Annotated in this window: 16 protein-coding genes; 5 read left to right on the forward strand and 11 right to left on the reverse strand. The window is 42.0% G+C overall.

The genetic code is table 11. The features are described 5' to 3' along the window. Nucleotides 1-325 precede the first annotated feature (325 nt). The 10 genes from G7B20_RS14580 to G7B20_RS14625 all read right to left on the reverse strand — a co-directional run bounded on the left by G7B20_RS14580 (nt 326) and on the right by G7B20_RS14625 (nt 11,054). Nucleotides 326-1,045, reverse strand: a complete 720-nt coding sequence (locus tag G7B20_RS14580; protein WP_164112154.1) for a VIT family protein — start codon at nt 1,043-1,045, stop codon at nt 326-328. Further along, the gene (locus tag G7B20_RS14585; protein WP_164112155.1) at nt 1,032-1,514 is read right to left on the reverse strand and encodes a heme-binding domain-containing protein; all 483 of its coding nucleotides are present in this window, start codon (nt 1,512-1,514) and stop codon (nt 1,032-1,034) included. The genes G7B20_RS14580 and G7B20_RS14585 overlap by 14 nt, the downstream gene beginning before the upstream one ends. Before the next feature lie 17 nt (nt 1,515-1,531). Further along, entirely contained in the window at nt 1,532-2,737 is a 1,206-nt protein-coding gene (locus tag G7B20_RS14590; protein ID WP_164112156.1) for a DUF3570 domain-containing protein, read from the reverse strand. Nucleotides 2,738-2,753: 16 nt separating this feature from the next. Then, on the reverse strand, nt 2,754-2,984 hold the full coding sequence (locus G7B20_RS14595; RefSeq protein ID WP_164112157.1) for a DUF4266 domain-containing protein: 231 nt from the start codon (nt 2,982-2,984) through the stop codon (nt 2,754-2,756). After that, on the reverse strand, nt 2,981-3,907 hold the full coding sequence (locus G7B20_RS14600; protein WP_164112158.1) for an FAD:protein FMN transferase: 927 nt from the start codon (nt 3,905-3,907) through the stop codon (nt 2,981-2,983). Before G7B20_RS14600 ends, G7B20_RS14595 begins: the two co-directional genes overlap by 4 nt. Nucleotides 3,908-3,909: 2 nt before the next feature. Continuing rightward, nucleotides 3,910-4,353, reverse strand: coding sequence for a thioredoxin family protein (locus G7B20_RS14605; RefSeq protein ID WP_164112159.1), 444 nt, complete (start codon nt 4,351-4,353; stop codon nt 3,910-3,912). A 42-nt stretch (nt 4,354-4,395) separates the two neighbouring features. Then, nucleotides 4,396-5,562, reverse strand: a complete 1,167-nt coding sequence (locus G7B20_RS14610; protein WP_164112160.1) for an efflux RND transporter periplasmic adaptor subunit — start codon at nt 5,560-5,562, stop codon at nt 4,396-4,398. Nucleotides 5,563-5,564: 2 nt separating this feature from the next. Beyond that, the gene (locus G7B20_RS14615) at nt 5,565-9,896 is read right to left on the reverse strand and encodes a CusA/CzcA family heavy metal efflux RND transporter (protein ID WP_164112161.1); all 4,332 of its coding nucleotides are present in this window, start codon (nt 9,894-9,896) and stop codon (nt 5,565-5,567) included. A gap of 178 nt (nt 9,897-10,074) precedes the next feature. After that, nucleotides 10,075-10,449: a hypothetical protein gene (locus G7B20_RS14620; RefSeq protein ID WP_164112162.1), complete on the reverse strand. Its 375-nt coding sequence runs from the start codon at nt 10,447-10,449 to the stop codon at nt 10,075-10,077. Between the two features lie 356 nt (nt 10,450-10,805). Then, nucleotides 10,806-11,054 (reverse strand): hypothetical protein, encoded by a 249-nt coding sequence (locus tag G7B20_RS14625; protein WP_164112163.1) that lies wholly within the window; start codon nt 11,052-11,054, stop codon nt 10,806-10,808. Nucleotides 11,055-11,428: 374 nt separating this feature from the next. On the opposite strand from G7B20_RS14625, the gene G7B20_RS14630 reads away from it, so the two are divergent. From G7B20_RS14630 to G7B20_RS14645, 4 genes are read left to right on the forward strand one after another with little or no spacing between them, the layout of a single operon-like run. Continuing rightward, nucleotides 11,429-12,130, forward strand: a complete 702-nt coding sequence (locus G7B20_RS14630; RefSeq protein ID WP_164112164.1) for an ABC transporter ATP-binding protein — start codon at nt 11,429-11,431, stop codon at nt 12,128-12,130. After that, entirely contained in the window at nt 12,111-13,067 is a 957-nt protein-coding gene (locus G7B20_RS14635; protein WP_164112165.1) for an HlyD family secretion protein, read from the forward strand. Before G7B20_RS14630 ends, G7B20_RS14635 begins: the two co-directional genes overlap by 20 nt. Further along, entirely contained in the window at nt 13,067-14,200 is a 1,134-nt protein-coding gene (locus G7B20_RS14640; protein ID WP_164112166.1) for an ABC transporter permease, read from the forward strand. Before G7B20_RS14635 ends, G7B20_RS14640 begins: the two co-directional genes overlap by 1 nt. A gap of 1 nt (nt 14,201) precedes the next feature. Further along, nucleotides 14,202-15,470: a TolC family protein gene (locus G7B20_RS14645; protein WP_164112167.1), complete on the forward strand. Its 1,269-nt coding sequence runs from the start codon at nt 14,202-14,204 to the stop codon at nt 15,468-15,470. A gap of 44 nt (nt 15,471-15,514) precedes the next feature. On the opposite strand, the gene G7B20_RS14650 is transcribed toward G7B20_RS14645, so the two are convergent. After that, nucleotides 15,515-15,865 carry a DUF6799 domain-containing protein gene (locus tag G7B20_RS14650; RefSeq protein WP_164112168.1) on the reverse strand — a complete coding sequence of 117 codons (351 nt, stop codon included), beginning with the start codon at nt 15,863-15,865 and terminating at the stop codon, nt 15,515-15,517. Between the two features lie 554 nt (nt 15,866-16,419). Between G7B20_RS14650 and G7B20_RS14655 the strand changes: the two genes are divergently transcribed. Further along, on the forward strand, nt 16,420-17,019 hold the full coding sequence (locus tag G7B20_RS14655; RefSeq protein ID WP_164112169.1) for an RNA polymerase sigma-70 factor: 600 nt from the start codon (nt 16,420-16,422) through the stop codon (nt 17,017-17,019). Nucleotides 17,020-17,030: the final 11 nt, after the last annotated feature.

Here is a 17,030-nt window from a genome sequence, read left to right on the forward strand (position 1 = left end):
AAAATAACCTATCTCATTTTTTATATGGTTTTTGCTTTTTTTAATAACTTTATATGCACTAAATAATAGCATATGAACTTCTTGAAAGTAAAAACCACCTGGTCAAACAGCGAGTTTATCCCTTTTAAACTCTGTATCGCAAGTATCTATATTATTTTGGGAAGCTACTTCCATTATTTTTTTTTAAACTATTACATCCCACTTTTTATTATCTTCGGTATTACCGTCATATGGACAGTGGTTTTATGGCTCAAGAAAATGAGAGCAGGAGCACAGAAGAGCTAAAGCCCCGAAAAAGAAATTCTTTTCAGGGCTTCTTTTCCCATTAAACATTTACGCCAAAAAAATAACCTACCAAAGCGGTAAGTACCATCGCGATCGTCCCCCAAAGGGTAATTCTAATCGTCGCTTTTACAATACTTGAACCGCCTACACGGGCAGCAAATGCACCTAATATGGCTAGAAATACAATAGCGAAAACATAGAGTATATACTCCATATTATTTACCGGAACCAATAAGGTTATAGCAAGTGGCAGAACACCACCGGCTGTAAATGCTGCTCCAGAGGCCAAGGCAGCCTGTATGGGGTTCGCCTGGGTGATTTCATTCATACCAAGTTCATCCCTAAGATGCGCTTCAAGCGCATTATGTTCAGTCAATTCTATTGCGACAAGTTGGGCTGTTTCCTTTTTAAGGCCACGCTTTTCATAGATCTCTGCCAATCTCTGCAACTCAACTTCCGGCATTTCATCCAGCTCCTGTTGTTCTCTTGCTATATCAGCTTTCTCTAAGTCAGTCTGAGAGCTTACCGATACATATTCGCCTGCCGCCATAGACAAAGCTCCAGCAACAAGGCCCGCAAGTGCGGCAAGGATAATTGGCTCTCTGCTGTTGCTGGCCGTTGCCACGCCGATTGCAATACTAGCGACAGACAGTATGCCGTCATTAGCTCCCAATACGGCTGCGCGCAGCCAGTTGCTTTTGTGCATATAATGGTTGTCCAAATAATTGTCTAGCGAGCTTGATTGTTTATTCGTTGCCATTTGAGTTTGATTTAATTTCTTGCTTGACCAGGTTCACCCAAGCTTCGATTTCCTTTCTATCGTTGTTGGACAATTTAGCATTTCCGTGAATCAGTGTATAGGAATTTAGAGGCATTTCCCCCTTGCTAACAGTTTCCGCGACTTCATCCAGTTTATGTAACATTTTGTCTGAAGAATAAGCGTTAAACTCGTCAAAATTAAGGTGTTTTTTACCGTCGTTGATGTGGCTGGCCAACCACCATTTTACCGGCTGTATATTATTATACCAAGGATAGACAGTGTTATTTGAATGACAGTCATAACAACTCGTTTTTAAAAGACCCAGGACTTTAGGGGGCACAGTGTAATGCTTTTCAATCGCATTTTCTGAAGGAACAGAACTGCTGTTTTTTTTCGTTCCCCAAAATTGGATAACGATAAGTAGAGCTATTGTGGCTAACGCGATTTTTTTAAAAAGTGATTTTCTCATAATGGTTTGTCAAAGATTTATTTAAAGTTAATATTTATGGAGAAAATATCGGATACCATACCGATCGATTTTGTATAATGACCATATCGCAGCTCTAGCATACTTATCCGCCTAACCCCAAAAAGCCCGTTTTGCAAGTTGTATCGGATACCTGCACCAAAAAAATCACTCTTGAATTCCGAGAGATCATAATTACTGGTATAAAATACATTCGAAGCGGTATGCTGCTGGTAAGGAGCAAAATATTTTGCTGCCGTCTGCCGGTAAAAGCGGTAGAAAGGGCTTACCGAGACAAATGGGGATAGTTTGATAGGCGTTTCGAGGCTAATGGTATGCGATTTTATCCCCCAATCATCCGTATAGTAGCGGTAGTAGCTCCGTAAAATAAATTTATCCCCTAGAAAATAGTTAGCGCGAATTCCCAAAGGGATTTTAAAACGTTTGTCCGGCAGGGCTTCCTGATGTACAGTTCCGTCCGTGAAGTATACCCGGTGAAAGGGAAGGCTCAGATAGCCATTCTGCTGAACCAGATCTGCTAGCAATTCCATCTGAAAGTTGTGATTGATGATCTGCGAGTACGCCAATGAAAGCGCAAACGTATTTCTTCCACTACTGCCATACCGATCGTGCTCGCTTTCCGTATCCCCAGGTATATAATTCGGCCGCAGTTCGATCGGTGCGATCAATAAAACTCGATCTATGTACGTCTGAAACTTTGCTGTAAATTCTCCCATCCTGTTGGCCGTTTTTTGCGCCAGGCCCACATTGGCCCCTATGGACTGATAATCAAATTCGCCGGAATAGGAGAGCCCCCCCATCAAGGTGCTGCCTTTTTTTTCATTTTCGCGTGTCCAACCGATAGACGGATAAAATCGAGTATCAGCATAAGAAGCCGAAGAATTAGCCTTCAGGTCGATCCTGTCTGAAGAGGCAGAAGTATAGTGGTCGACCCCTATATCTACCATAAATCTATTTTTTCTATTTTTCTTATCGTATTTAACGAGTGTAATGTCAATAACATTAGAGATATCCATCAATCTTTCCGAACCGATACCACCCGTTACAGCAGAGTTGTTGCCGTTCTGTTGGTAGTAACTGGATACCAGATTGATCTCATCAACCTTTAATTTCCTGGATACATGGCTTGTATCAGTAGGAGCTGTCTGTGCGTATGTGTGCAGCAGAGTGACAATGCCCGCTGCTGTTAAAAATATCCTTTTCATTACGTTTCCGGTTTAGTTAATTACAGCCACAGCCACCACCCGATTTTCCGGCATTTGCTCCCGAAGCTCCTTCGCGGTAAGACTGGAAATTTAGTTCCGTTTTTTCAATCGTTCTATTGTGTAGCACCATTTCCCCGTCGTTCAGTTTATTCTTCTGGTATTCCTTTACCGATGTACAAGAGGAAACAAAGAAAATTGCTGCAAAAGCAAGTACTATTCCCCATATTCTATCTACTGCAGTTTTCATTTTAAATTAATTTTTTTTGATGTATATATGCTGTTATTATCATCAATGATGATACATTCTACCTGAGCGATCTGGTTAATAAGATCCATCGCTGCATCAATGCCCATAATGGCTACCGGAGTAGTCATTGCATCAGCAATTTCCGCATTCGGGCAAATAATGGTGACACTTTTGATGCCGGATACCGGCACCCCGGTTTTGGGGTCGATCGTGTGCGAATAGCGTTTTCCACCGATCAGGACATACTTTTCATAATTGCCCGAAGTGGCAATCGCCATATCGCTCATGCTGAGGTACGAAAAAGGCAGATTTGCACAGTCTGGATTAGCGATACCGATCGTCCATGGTTTGCCATCTGCCTGGCACCCCCATACAGTAAGGTCGCCTGAAGCATTCACAACACCAGATCGTACTCCACGTTGTTGCAATAGTCTTTTCCCCATTTCGGCAGCATAGCCTTTTCCGATTCCTCCAAAGCCAATACGCATTCCTTTTTCCTTCAGAAATACGGTCTTTTTTTTCGGATCCAACACGATGTTTCTGTAATTGACGAGTTTTAGGTTTTCTTTGATAACCGCGGGATCAGGAAGCGCATTCATTTCTTTGTCAAAGTTCCATAGTCGTTTGTCTATCCCCCCATAAGAAATATCAAAATAACCATCTGTAATCTGGCTGATACGTAGGCTACGATCAATAAGGTTGTATACCTCCGCATCCACGACGACAGGCCGTAAGCCGGCATCACGATTTATCATACTGGTTTGGCTGTCCTCCTTATACGTGGACAGCAATTGTTCGATCCGCTGGATTTCGGCAATCGTGGCATCAATATGTTCAGATGCACACTTTTCACTTGTATCGACAACGGTGATCTCAAAGCTATTGCCCATCAGCTTTTGCGATCTGCGAAATTCCGTTAACATCCTCATTGTCCTTTATTGTACAAACGCTGTATCTGACTGGCGAAGGCTTCCGCATTTTCAGCCGGCAGGCCTTCCCAGGTCTTTATGATTTTGCCATCGGCATCCAACACGAGCGTATACGGAAATATACCTTTAGGGTTATAAAGGTCTGCCAGTTCGGCATTTTCCTTTTTAATGGCCTCTAGGGGTTGGTTTTTCTTACTTCGGGGGAAATCAACATTGAGATAAATAGCCGTATTTCCCGAGATCAATTTTTGGAATACGTCCGTTTCAATAATATTCTTATGGAATTTAATGCAGGGTATGCACCAGTCAGAGCCTGAAAAATTGAGAACGATCAATTCCCTTTTTTCAGCAGCTTCTTTTTTTGCCTTTTCAAAGCGTGTCTGAGAGTAGGCCAGGTTTGACAATATCGCCAAAACAGTAGCTACAAAAATAGTTTTCATATGTTTTAATTCTTTAAGTCCTCATTTTATTTATCACAGCAGTTATTCCTCATCTGCTGCATTTTTCAATTTCATCAATAAGGTATAGGCATTCTTTACCACGATAGCTTTATCTGCCAGCTCACTACTGTTCAGTATCTGTATATAACCGTTTTCCTGTGTACCCGTAGTTACCGGCAATAGGGTATATTGTTGTCTTCCAGTTTGCGCAAATACATAACTTTGACCTTCAAAATCCACAATACTTTCTTCGGGCAAAGCCTGCGAGAAGAGGGACTCAAGTTCTATGATTGCATTCATGTACATGCCGGGCAACAATCCTTTTACATCCTGACCAAAGCGGCAGCGTACTTCAGTTGTACCATCCGTCCCGATATCCTTGCCGATCAGACTGATTTCTGCTGGCACTTTTTTATCAGGATCGTTATTCGTGAAGGCTGTCACCTGTAGTCCGTTCATCAAAAAAGTAATATCTTTTTCATATACCTTCAAGCTCAGGTATATAGCGTTAGGGTCGATCAGTTCAAACAATACTTCCGAAGGAGATACATACCTTCCCTTATTAACGTTTACCTTGCTTACGAAACCCGTGATCGCACTGTATATATAGATCCCCTTGGCTATGGAACCCGTTGTCAGCCTATCGGGGTCGATATTAACGAGATGCAGCTGCTGAGCCAATGCATCGAGCTTTATCTGCTGATCGCTCATTTCGGCCTGAGCCTCCTGCATCACTTTATCACTCGCAGCCCTGTTCAGGTTCAGTTCCTTCTGACGGTCATAATCCAACCGGGCAAAGTGTAGTTTTGATTTTGCCTGAAGATAATCCTGTTGCAGTCGAATATATTGCGGGTCTTCCAGTTCGGCAATTACTTCGCCTTTTTTTACCTGCATTCCCGGTAGCAACTTTGTGTTTTTTAGATAGCCGCCCAGCGGCACGCTTACCGAAATCAAACTTTGCGGCGGTATGTCAACCTTGCCGTTCAGCTTTAATTGAGAAGCGATCTTCCTGTCGGATAGCATGGTGGTGGTTATCGGCGCATTTTTTAACTGTGCATCGGTAAGAATTACCACATTATTTTCATCTGCGGTAGTGGTTTTCTCTGTATCTGCAGTTTTATTTTTGCATTGGGAAAATACCAGAACACTTAGCAGCAATAGCTGCCTTATCGTGGTTAGTGTTTTAATATTTAGTGCTGATAAAAACATAATTATAGATTTGAAGTGAGGTAATTGATAGATATAATACATTGGCTGAGCATATGTACTGCATCAGCATAGTTGCTCCTTATGGCTATGGCCTGGTTCATGAGTACCACCCAATCCAGGTAATTCACTTCACCGGCCAGGAACTGCTGTTGCGCCGTGGCTACGATTGCATCTGCATTTTTCAGCTCTGCCTGTTCGTACTGTTTAACAATATCGAGGTTGGTTCTATACGTGATCCACAGTTCTTCATTCCTGCTATTTAGTGCAGCATTTTCGGCTTCTAAACGACCTTTTGCAATATTTTCCGCAACACGCGAAGCCTTTATGCGCGCTTTTTGCGCCTGCGCAAAGACAGGAATATTTATTCCCACCTGCACAGAATGGAACCTTTTAGATCGGTCATAATATTTATCATCGGGACCGACACCATAAAAACTGTTATTACTATATCCCAGCATGAGATCTGGCAGAAGTTTTGACTTTTCCGCTTTGGTCTGGGCACGCGCAATCACCTCCTGTTGTTTCAATACCTTCAGTAATGGATTTTCCGTTATGGAATCCGTAAAGAGGACAGGAGTAGCCATGACTTCTACCGGTTGAAAGTGCTTGTCTGTATTCAATAAAAATCTGAAACGGACACCCATCACATGAAGTTCCTGATGCACCTGTTGCAGCTGCATTGCTATGGCTGCTTTTTGACTTTCCGCCATTGCCTTTTCCAGTACATTGCTCTCGCCCTTCTGTAAACGTAGTTTTGTCTTTTCGTAGAATCCACTGTACAGACTGTCTGCTTCGATCAATAATGCAGCTTTCTTTTTCCAATAAAGGATAGAATAGAAAGTCTGCGAGACCGCTTTTTTCAGCTCATATAACTTAAGTGACACCTGCAACAGACTCTGTCTGTATTCTTCTGTCAGCACCCTGTTCTGGCTCTTGTAAACAGACGGAAAAGCAAAGCTTTGCGAAAGACCGAAGCGCATATCATTATAAACACTGTTTATCTGACCAAAATCAGCAGCAACGGCTGTCAGTGGTATTGCTGTGCCCGATTTTACCAACGCCTTGTTATATTCAGATACCGTTTTTTCATTTTTTATCTGATGATTATTCGCTACAGCAATATGGATAGCCTCATCCAATGTGATCGGCACCTGGGCCTGTGCCGTCATGATAAATAGCAAGCCGACAAATACTACAGCGAGCGGTCTTTTTTTTACTTTAAAGCCTTTTTCAAAAAGTATATATAACAAAGGCAGGACAAACAGCGTAAGCAGCGTCGCTATCAATAATCCACCGATTACAACGGTCGCCAATGGACGTTGTACTTCAGCCCCTGCTCCATTGCTCAACGCCATCGGCAAAAAGCCCAATGATGCGACACTTGCTGTCATCAGGATGGGGCGCAGCCGAACCCTGGTTCCATGAACTACGATGCTGCAAATATTATTTGCCCCCGTATTTTTAAGCCGCTTGAACTCCGAAATGAGTACAATTCCATTCAATACTGCCACGCCGAATAGCGCAATAAAGCCGACACCTGCGCTGATACTAAAAGGCATACCACGGGCAGCCAATAGCAGTACGCCACCGATAATAGACAAGGGGATGGCCGTATAAATCAGGAGGCTTTCCTTGACCGATCCGAAAGCAAAGAAAAGCAGTATAAATATCAGGGCCAATGCTAAAGGTACGGCGATCATCAATCGTGCCTTAGCCTGGTTCAGGTTCTCAAAAGAGCCTCCATAGGTAATGTAATAACCTGCTGGAAGCGCTATCTGGGTATTTATTTTTTGCTGCAGTTCTTCCACAATACCCTGTACATCCCGTCCCTTTACATTAAATCCGACGATAGTGCGCCGTTGTGCATTCTCACGCTGTATCTGGTTCGGACCATCTTTGATCTGCACGTCAGCTAGCTGCGATAGCGGTAACTGGGTTCCCTTAGGAGTGGCTATTAGCAAGCGCTTTATATCTTCCAAGCGGTCGCGGTTCTCTGCATCCAGACGGACCACAAGGTCAAAGCGCTTTTCCCCTTCATACACCACTCCGCTACTTTGTCCCGCAAATGCAGTGTTCACGATATTGTTTATATCGGCAATAGACAAGTGATATTGAGCGATAAGCGGCCTATTATACGTTATGACCACCTGCGGCATACCTGTAGTGGGTTCAATGTAGAGGTTTTCTGCTCCCTGCACCGTATTTACCACTTTCCCTACCAGTGTTGCTGTCTTCGCCAGAGTATCAAGGTTTTCGCCATATATTTTCAAGACCACATCCTGTCTGGCGCCCGTCATCAGTTCATTAAACCGCATTTGTACGGGGTATTGAAAACCTGCAGTAATACCGGGAATCTCTTGCAAAGCCAAACTCATTTTTTCCGCTAGTTCGGGAAATGTCTTTGCGGATATCCATTCCTTTTTGTCTTTAAGAATGACCATCATATCGCTGGCCTCCATGGGCATAGGATCGGTAGGTACTTCGCCACTACCGATTTTGGTAACCACCTTGATGACCTCTGGAAATCTTGTTTTCAAAAGGTGTGCTGCTTTCTGTGTATGTTCGATGGTTGTGTTCAGGTTACTTCCGGTAAGCACACGAGTATCGACTGCAAAATCCCCTTCTTCCAGAGACGGGATAAATTCACCACCAAGACGAGAAAGCGTAAAAATTGCTATAACGAAAAGTACTACAACCGATGATAGGATAAGTTTTGGCCACCGCAATGCGCGTATCAACGTTTTTTGATAAACGGCTTCCAGGACCGCCATCATCTGGTCCGAATAATTCCTTTTTGTGCTACCTTTTCTGTTCAATATCCACGCACTCATCATCGGAATATAGGTAAGTGACAATAAAAAGGCGCCTAGTAGAGCGAAAGCAACGGTTTGTGCCATGGGCTTGAACATCTTGCCCTCTACACCTTGGAGAGACAGAATAGGTAGATACACGATCAGGATGATGATCTGTCCGAAAACTGCGCTATTCATCATTTTGCCAGCCGCAGTCGTGACAGTTCCATTCATTTGTTCCTTAGAGATGCCGTTGAGTTGTCTGAACTGTCTATTATGCATCATTTGGTGCATCACAGCTTCTACAATGATTACTGCACCGTCTATGATCAGCCCAAAATCCAGTGCCCCCAGACTCATCAGATTGCCGCTTACCCCGAATAAGTTCATCATACAAATAGCGAACAGCATAGCTAGCGGAATAACCGAAGCCACTAACAGACCTGCCCGTATATTGCCCAGAAATATGACCAGGACAAATACGACAATAAGTGCACCCTCCAAAAGGTTTTTCTCTACGGTTCCGATCGCATTGTTTACCATCTTCGTGCGGTCGAGGAACGGCTCGATTACCACCCCCTCTGGCAAGGTTTTCTGTATCTGCGCGATACGCTCTTTTACATTTTTTATAACCTGACTGCTGTTTTCACCTTTTAGCATCATGACTACAGCACCAGCTACTTCACCTTCATCATTGTAGCAGACTGCGCCATATCGGGTGGCAAATCCCATTTTCACATCCGCGACATCGCGCAGAAAAAGGGGAGGTTGGTCCGGCTTGTTGATGATGGCAATGTTCTGGATATCTTCGATAGTGCCGATGAGCCCTTCACTTCGGATGTACAGAACTGTAGGGCCTTTCTCGATATAAGCACCTCCAGTGTTCTGATTGTTGGCCTCCAGGGAGTTAAAGACATCTTTGATGCTGATGCCCTGCGCATGCAGTTTATCGGCATTTACCGCTATTTCATATTGTTTCAATTTGCCACCGAAACTGCTTACTTCAGCGACGCCCTTCACGCCCAACAGTTGGCGTCGTACGATCCAGTCCTGAATGGTACGCAATTCGGTGATGTCATATTTTTTTTCAAAGCCTTTTTCCGGACGTACCACATATTGATATATTTCGCCTAGTCCCGTTGAGATAGGGCCCAATACCGGGGTACCTATTCCTTTTGGAATTTCTCCCTGTACCTGTTGCAGTCGCTCCGCTACTTGTTGTCTTGCCCAATATATATCTATACCATCATCAAATACAATAGTTACCAGCGAAAGTCCGAAACGTGAAAAGCTACGGATCTCCTTAAGACCGGAGATATTACTGGTCGCCTGCTCAATAGGAAAAGTCACCAGTCTTTCAATATCTGTGGCTCCAAATGAAGGGGCGATAGTGATGACCTGAACCTGATTATTCGTGATATCAGGGACAGCGTCGATCGGTAGTCGGGTAGTTTGATAAACCCCTACGACGATCAGGGCTAGTACCATTAACCCTACCACGAGCTTATTCCTCACGGAAAACTCAATTATTCTGTTCAACATAAATTTTTCTGAAACTCGTTAACAATAAAACTTTACGCACAGCAGGACATCAGTGTAAGAAATTAACTACGGAACCATAAGAAACATCCGGGTACCCTTAAATAAGATTACGCTAGCGTATAGTACAGTAATGCCGTTAGTTCAAGACGAAATCGATATGTCCTGCAAAAAGGAAATATTAACAGCTTTTTGGGGGTTGCCAGATTGAACGGTGAAAATTGAAAGAATAAGCTGCTACGTCGTATAGAATAGGTTTCTCCTCTTGATTATATAAAGGAGGAGCAGCTTGGAAAAAAATATACGAAGGGGGGATCGCAACGGAGATTACTCCAGCATGCGAAATCACCTTAAAAGGCAATTGCATGTCCCGCTCATAATCGGCATCACGCGGATTGCCCTGCATGTAGTGCATATCCAAAAAAGCCGAAATTGAAATCGAGGGATCTTCTGCGCGGTGCTCCATAAAATGCTCGATCAGTATAGGGAGCTTCCACACCTCCTTGAAAGGAGTGAAAGTGGTCAGATATACTGATAAAAACAATATGGTTACCATTTTTCTCACTATGTAAATATAGTGAGAAATTTAATTATGTTTAATTGAATGTGTAATTTGAAATTGTTAAAAATAAACTTAATAACTACTTTCTGAGCCAAAGAGATATAGGGACCACAATGGAGTCATAAAAAGCCGTATATTAACATCCTATACCTTTCAAATTATATCTCGGCACAGTGTTATGAAACGTAAAAAGAATACCGTATTAGAGCCGTTAGCAATTGTGCTTGTCAAGTCCAAGTCCAAATACACAGCCATTTATAGTTTTGTAACAAAAACGGCTACTTCATATAAAGATCAGAAGCAGCCGTTTATATTTTCTAAAAAAGTTTTAACCTTGATTTTTAACCCGACTAGTCTGGTAGACTAACCTTACCTATAAACGCATAGTCATCAATAGTTTTTAGCGCTTCCGAAATTGAGTAGCCAAGCTGATATGTGGCATTGAGCTTCTTTGAAAGGTGTTTTAACTCAGCTTCCTTTACTTTTTCAAAGATCCAAATAGGATCCAAGGGGTTGGAGTCTTGTTTTGTAATAATTGCAGTATACCCATGGTTCTGAGCATCCAAAAGCCTTTGCTTTGTAATGTTTTCTAATCCCATATAGCCTAATGTACAAAAAATACCCTTAATAGGCAACTTGTTAACCGATTTTATCCCGATCCCGATTAACTTCTATATCGGCCATCTACAAATCCGATGCTATTCCAATTCGTTTTTATTATTCAATACACTTTTCATTATATTTATAAATTTTAATGCATTACAGTCATTATTGGGTAAGACAAATTACATGTACAGGTTCGAAACATAAGATCGTATGGTTTGTTGTTCATTCTAAAGCAGCATATGAAATACCCATTTGGCATAAAACCGCACATACCTATTGAGACAGCAGCAGAGAAATCATGAAATAAAAGCAAAGCATTCATGAGTTCTGTGGAGAAGTTAATAAATACACGAATAAATATCATCGTATGAAAGAGGTTATTGTTGAACTACGGAACGTTAATAAAATATACAAGACAGGTGATACAAAGATTACGGCTCTGGCTTCTACCGATATTCGGTTTGAGACCAACAGCTTGACCCTAATAATGGGCCCTTCCGGAAGTGGAAAAACCACCTTACTTTCAATATTAGGTTGTGTTATTTATCCTACTGAGGGCGAGGTGTATTACAAAAATCAAAATATTACAAACTTTAAAGAAAGAGAACTTGCCAAAATCAGGCTTCAAGAAATAGGATTTGTGTTTCAACACTTCAATTTGATAGAGCCACTTACCGCCTTGGAGAATGTTATGCAACCCTTACTCTTACAAGGATTGGCACTACCTGTAGTTAGACAAAAGGCCAAAGAAGCATTGGTAAACATCGGTCTCGGAGATCGTTTAGAAAACCTACCTAAGAAACTTAGCGGAGGCCAGAAACAACGAGTAGCCATAACGAGAGCGTTGGTAACAAACCCTTCTATGATCCTTTGCGACGAGCCCACGGCATCACTAGACGCCAAAAGTGCCGAAGTCATTATGCGTAAACTACAGGAATTAGCCACTGCTGGCAAAGCAGTAGTCATTGTGACCCATGATCTGCGGTTACGGAAATTTGCCGACAGAGTTGTATACGTCGAAGAAGGGGTGGTATCTAATACACTTAAAAATGAAGAAGATTATAAATAACTCTGCCCTGGTATGCTTATACCTGGGATTTTCCATTTTACAGTCCTGTAGTTCATCAAAAAAAGAATCACAGGATGATAAACGAGCGCAAACCATACTCAATGAAGTTACCGAGACCAGAGCTATTGGAAAGGTCACCTCAGTTCAAGGAGATGTACTGATATCAAGTCCATCCACAGGAATTATTAAAGAAATATTTGTTCAAGAGGGCGACTCCGTGCTTGCAGGTCAAACACTGATCACTTTGAAGTCCGATAATACGGATCTCGAGCTCGAGCAAACCAGAGCACAGTTACAGCAACTACAATCTAACGAAAAAGTGACTCTTGAAAACATAAAGAATGCGGAGATCAAGCTTCGTGAACTGGAGGGAAAATACCAGACTTCCAAAAGACTGTTTTCCCAAAACGCGGAAACACGAGAGAATCTAGAAGGTGACTTATCCAATTGGCAACAACAAAGGTCCAATCTGCAGGGCCTTTATCAACAGTTAGAAGTCCATCGCGCCCAAGAAAAAGAACAACGCATAAAAATTGAAAAGGCAGATAGGCGCTTACATGATCTGCAAATCAAAGCCGCCGTTTCGGGCACCATCAGTGATTTTCCGGCACGTATCGGGCAAAGTATCAGCAGTACCGAAAAATTAGGTACCATTATTCAAATCGAAAATCCGATAATACAAGCCGAAGTCGATGAGTTGTTCGCTAATGATATTCGAGTCGGACAACACGTAGAAATATTCCCTGTAGGTAGATTAGATAAAGTTTCTAGCGGTAAAATATTTTACATCAGTCCGATACTATCCAACAAGTCCATATTGTACGAAACGGCTAACGAAGCCGTGGACCGCAGGGTACGTCAGGTTAAAATAGAGATTACCGGACCCAACAATCTGGTTATCAACAGCAAGGTAGACTGCATAATAAAGATTAAGTAATGTTAAGAATAGCCTTCAAATTCATCAAATTTGACAAAGCCAAAAGCATTGGTGTGATTACAGCTATTGTGATCAGCATTTTCTTGATTGGTCAACAGCTTAGTTTACTGATTTTTTTAATGGGGTTAATGGGCAACCTTATCGGCAACGCTCCTGTAAAAGACAATCAGCTTTGGATCATCGAAGGACAGAGTAAGAATATTAATATCGTAAATAGCATAGACCAAAGGTTGGTATACCAGATCGGCAGTCTTCCTGATGTCAAAGCCGCTTACCCGGTTGTACTCGCTTCCGCTCGTGTTTCCTTCTTAGACGGCAAGACTGCTACCGTTACCTTGGTAGGCGCCGACGCAACTCAGTTTATCATGGGACCCGTTCCCGAAAAAATAGTCGAAGGCAACCTCAGTTCGTTGACAAATCCGAATACACTTTCGGCAGAGATTTATAGTGCAAAAAGCTGGGATACCCAACTGTCTCTTGACAAAGCCGTAGAAATCAACGGAAAGGCCGCTCGTATTGGACTATTGACAAAAAATGCCCAGGCATTTGGCGCCAGTCTGATGTATACCAGTCTAGAAAATGTCCGGACACTTGGCAACGTATCGCCCTACGAGGTGAGTGTGATAATCGTTGATCTAAAGCCCACCACTGACAAGGAGCAGGCTATATCCGCTATACACAGATTGTTTCCGCACTTGAGAGCCTGGGATGCACGTGCACTCCAGAAGTCCACCGTAAAAGAGATTTTGATCACATCCAACATGGGCATGAGTTTTGGTACCCTTGTGATCTTTGCCATCGTAAGCGGATTTTTTATTATAGGGCTCACATTGTACTCCTCCGCATTGGACCGTCTCAAAGATTACGGCACATTAAAAGCCATTGGAGCAACAAGCAGCTACGTTAACAAGTTAATCATTATGCAAGCTTTTCTTTATGCACTCTTCGGATACGCTATCGCTATGCTATTTCTATTTGGATTTAAGCTGGGCGTTAAAAATGCAGGGTTAATCATAGATTTGTCCATTACCTTCTGCCTATTTTTATTAGCTGTTACTTTATTCATCTCTATCGGTGGCTCTCTATTTGCGGTGCGTAAAATTTCCAAACTTGAACCTGCTTCAGTATTTTAACATGACTCGACTATTACACCTATATTTATTACTGGCGCCATTCTTAACTTTTGGTCAAAGTTTAACGATCCAAGATCTTTGGAACCAATCGGATAAGGACTTAGTTGTGCAGCAGCGCAACCTACAGAAAAAAGTAAAGCAAGAGGAGTTGAACGAACTGAAGACCAATCGGATTCCAGTATTTTATATAGATGCCAACTTGCAGCGTAACCTTATTATTCCCACTACACCTGTGCCGGCAATAGCCTTTGATCCATCCGCAAAGGACGGCGCAGTCGTCCCTCTAAAATTTGCAACAAAATGGTCTTCCAAAGCCGGAGTACAGTTGGAATGGGTTATATTTGATCCTAAGCAAAACCTTGAATATCAACAGAAAGATCTCGCCATACAAAAGGCAAACTTAAATATAGAAGCTTACAAGCAAGAATGGAAGGAGAAAGCTACCTTGGCCTATGCCGCTGTTGTATTAGCGACCAAACAGTATATCGTTGCCCAACAGGATTCTATTCAGTACGATAATATACTCAAGATTTCCAAAATACGTTACGAGGAAGGGCGGGAAACCGACATCAATTACCGGGGTGCACAACAGGAGTTCGAACGTAAACGCATACAACTGGGCGAAGCATGGGCTGTCTTGCTCGACGCCGATCTTGAACTCAGGAAATACATTGACCTAGACAGCATCCCTTATCTGAGCTCCAGCATAGCCGATATGATAGCACTTCTTGAGGCTTATCAAAGCCAAAATTACAACCTATCCACCTTGCAGGTTGATTTAAAAGATTATACATTACAACAGAAAGCGATAAAGAGGCAACTATACCCCGCATTAAAAATAAATGCATACTTTGGCGAACAGTATTTCAGCAATGAGTTTCGTTTGGATAGAGGCTCAGAGTGGTATGGCAACAGCTACGTGAATCTGACGATGCGGATCCCTTTATCTTCTTTTTTTACGGCCAAACCCACATTAAACAAGATTTTGTGGCAAGCAAATGCCACAGGGCTAAATATTCAGCAGGAGCAAAAAGTTGATCATATTCGATTACAGCAAAAACAGGCCAAAATTAATGCAGCTAAACAAAAGCTCGATCGCTTAAATGTCATCGTAGACCTGACGCAATCATCTAAGCAGTTCCAACAGGCGTTGTACAACGAAGGCCGTGCCTTATTATCCGACCTGAATCAATCGATTATTCAAGTACACCAAGCGCAGCGCGCAGTATGGCAGCAATCTTTTGAGCTTATCAAATTAATGATGGAGTAAGTTGCCGTTACTCCATCATGCTTACCAATAGGTCGTTTTTTTTTCTACTTCTTAGAAGGGGGCATTTTCATTTCTTTTGGTTTCATCATCTGATGGATTGCACCGGTATGGTCGAGATACTGGTCCGCTTTCAGCTGCACGACTTTCTTATCTTTCATCACCACCTCCCCGTTGGGGCGTATCCAAACATCGCCAACTTTGGTTTCTTTGGTCAATTGCATCGATTTACCATCTTTCATCTCCATTATTTTTCCATCTTTCCAGCACCAATGTTGCATACTGTGTTCCTTTTGCATGTGGTGTTTCTCCTTGTTGTGTTCCTTTTTTTGTTCTTGAGCCGAAGCACTAAATCCGATCCAGGAAATCAATGCTACTGATAAAACTAACTTTTTCATGTTTTAAAACACTATTAAACCCTAAGGATGAATTCCTTAGGACTGTAATAACAAGCCGCGAACCATAAAGTTTTCATAATAGAACGCTTTTTTCTAGCATCTGTTAGTACTTGCCGTGGCATAGGTCACGGGGCAGTCCGGCCATTTGTTTTGTCTTCCTCATACGTCTTATCGATTCAGTAAAAGCGACTCCAAGACCAGAGAGCTCGAAATTCAGCTTTATAGAGTCAAAGAGGAAGAATAAAGTAATCTTTCTATTAAGGAGAAACCTTAGTTTTTACAGTTTAAATGAGAAATTCACCGTGATCGAAACCGTACTTTCGAGCTTAAGATAGTTCCAAAAAGCCAGTTGGTTATTGCTATGAGACTTTAATATAAGCTTATTGGGAGGGGAGGCAGGATCTCGAGTGCAGGGTACATTTCATTTTTAATCGAAAAATCATCATTCCTGCTGTAGGAAATCTATTATTTTAATGTTTATATTTGACCCTTCACAAACTTTGGGTTTTAAGTCGTGTTTTTTTTACCCCAGGTTTTGTACGGTGAATACAATTATGAAACCCAATGATCATCAAGAACGGTTGTTACTTTTAGCGTTGAATGCTGGAAGTGAGAGTGCTTTAGATTATTTTTTTTATAAATTTTATCCATTATTGTTTCTTTTTGCCAAAAGACTGATGAACGATGAAGCTGATTCTGATGAAATAGTTCAAGATGTATTTGTAAAGCTGTGGCAGGGCAAACATAGTTTCCAAACTGTCGCATCTTTAAAAGCATTCCTATATATATCGACAAAAAATGGTTGTTTAAATTATATAAAGAAAAGCCAGAATAGAGAAAAATATGAAGAGTACTATGTCAAATTAAGTGAGGGTGACGAACAGCCCGTTCTGAACCAGATTATTCGCTCCGAAGTCTGGTCAAACCTTTCATGCGCCATAGATAAACTACCAGATCAATGCGGCAAAATTATTAGAATGTTGTTTGAGGAAGACCTGAAGCCTAAAGAAATCGCCGAGAAGTTAAATCTAAACATCAGCACCGTAAATAGTCAAAAAGCGAGAGGGCTTAGCTTGTTAAAAAAGAGCTTATCGAAAAACGACTTTGACCTTTTGCTTATCATCCTTATTGCAAATCAAGCCGTAAATTTATAAGTCTCCATATT

The sequence above is a fragment of the Sphingobacterium sp. xlx-96 genome, from assembly GCF_011007365.1.
Lineage (GTDB): Bacteria > Bacteroidota > Bacteroidia > Sphingobacteriales > Sphingobacteriaceae > Sphingobacterium > Sphingobacterium luzhongxinii.

Excerpts from the sequence above, each read along its gene's own strand:
- G7B20_RS14630 (WP_164112164.1), top strand. The coding sequence starts at position 11,429 with ATGAAAGAGGTTATTGTTGAACTACGGAACGTTAATAAAATATACAAG.
- G7B20_RS14650 (WP_164112168.1), bottom strand. The coding sequence starts at position 15,865 with ATGAAAAAGTTAGTTTTATCAGTAGCATTGATTTCCTGGATCGGATTT.
- G7B20_RS14645 (WP_164112167.1), top strand. The coding sequence starts at position 14,202 with ATGACTCGACTATTACACCTATATTTATTACTGGCGCCATTCTTAACT.
- G7B20_RS14625 (WP_164112163.1), bottom strand. The coding sequence starts at position 11,054 with ATGGGATTAGAAAACATTACAAAGCAAAGGCTTTTGGATGCTCAGAAC.
- G7B20_RS14600 (WP_164112158.1), bottom strand. The coding sequence starts at position 3,907 with ATGTTAACGGAATTTCGCAGATCGCAAAAGCTGATGGGCAATAGCTTT.
- G7B20_RS14635 (WP_164112165.1), top strand. The coding sequence starts at position 12,111 with ATGAAGAAGATTATAAATAACTCTGCCCTGGTATGCTTATACCTGGGA.
- G7B20_RS14595 (WP_164112157.1), bottom strand. The coding sequence starts at position 2,984 with ATGAAAACTGCAGTAGATAGAATATGGGGAATAGTACTTGCTTTTGCA.
- G7B20_RS14615 (WP_164112161.1), bottom strand. The coding sequence starts at position 9,896 with ATGTTGAACAGAATAATTGAGTTTTCCGTGAGGAATAAGCTCGTGGTA.
- G7B20_RS14590 (WP_164112156.1), bottom strand. The coding sequence starts at position 2,737 with ATGAAAAGGATATTTTTAACAGCAGCGGGCATTGTCACTCTGCTGCAC.
- G7B20_RS14585 (WP_164112155.1), bottom strand. The coding sequence starts at position 1,514 with ATGAGAAAATCACTTTTTAAAAAAATCGCGTTAGCCACAATAGCTCTA.
- G7B20_RS14580 (WP_164112154.1), bottom strand. The coding sequence starts at position 1,045 with ATGGCAACGAATAAACAATCAAGCTCGCTAGACAATTATTTGGACAAC.
- G7B20_RS14655 (WP_164112169.1), top strand. The coding sequence starts at position 16,420 with ATGAAACCCAATGATCATCAAGAACGGTTGTTACTTTTAGCGTTGAAT.
- G7B20_RS14610 (WP_164112160.1), bottom strand. The coding sequence starts at position 5,562 with ATGTTTTTATCAGCACTAAATATTAAAACACTAACCACGATAAGGCAG.
- G7B20_RS14620 (WP_164112162.1), bottom strand. The coding sequence starts at position 10,449 with ATGGTAACCATATTGTTTTTATCAGTATATCTGACCACTTTCACTCCT.
- G7B20_RS14605 (WP_164112159.1), bottom strand. The coding sequence starts at position 4,353 with ATGAAAACTATTTTTGTAGCTACTGTTTTGGCGATATTGTCAAACCTG.
- G7B20_RS14640 (WP_164112166.1), top strand. The coding sequence starts at position 13,067 with ATGTTAAGAATAGCCTTCAAATTCATCAAATTTGACAAAGCCAAAAGC.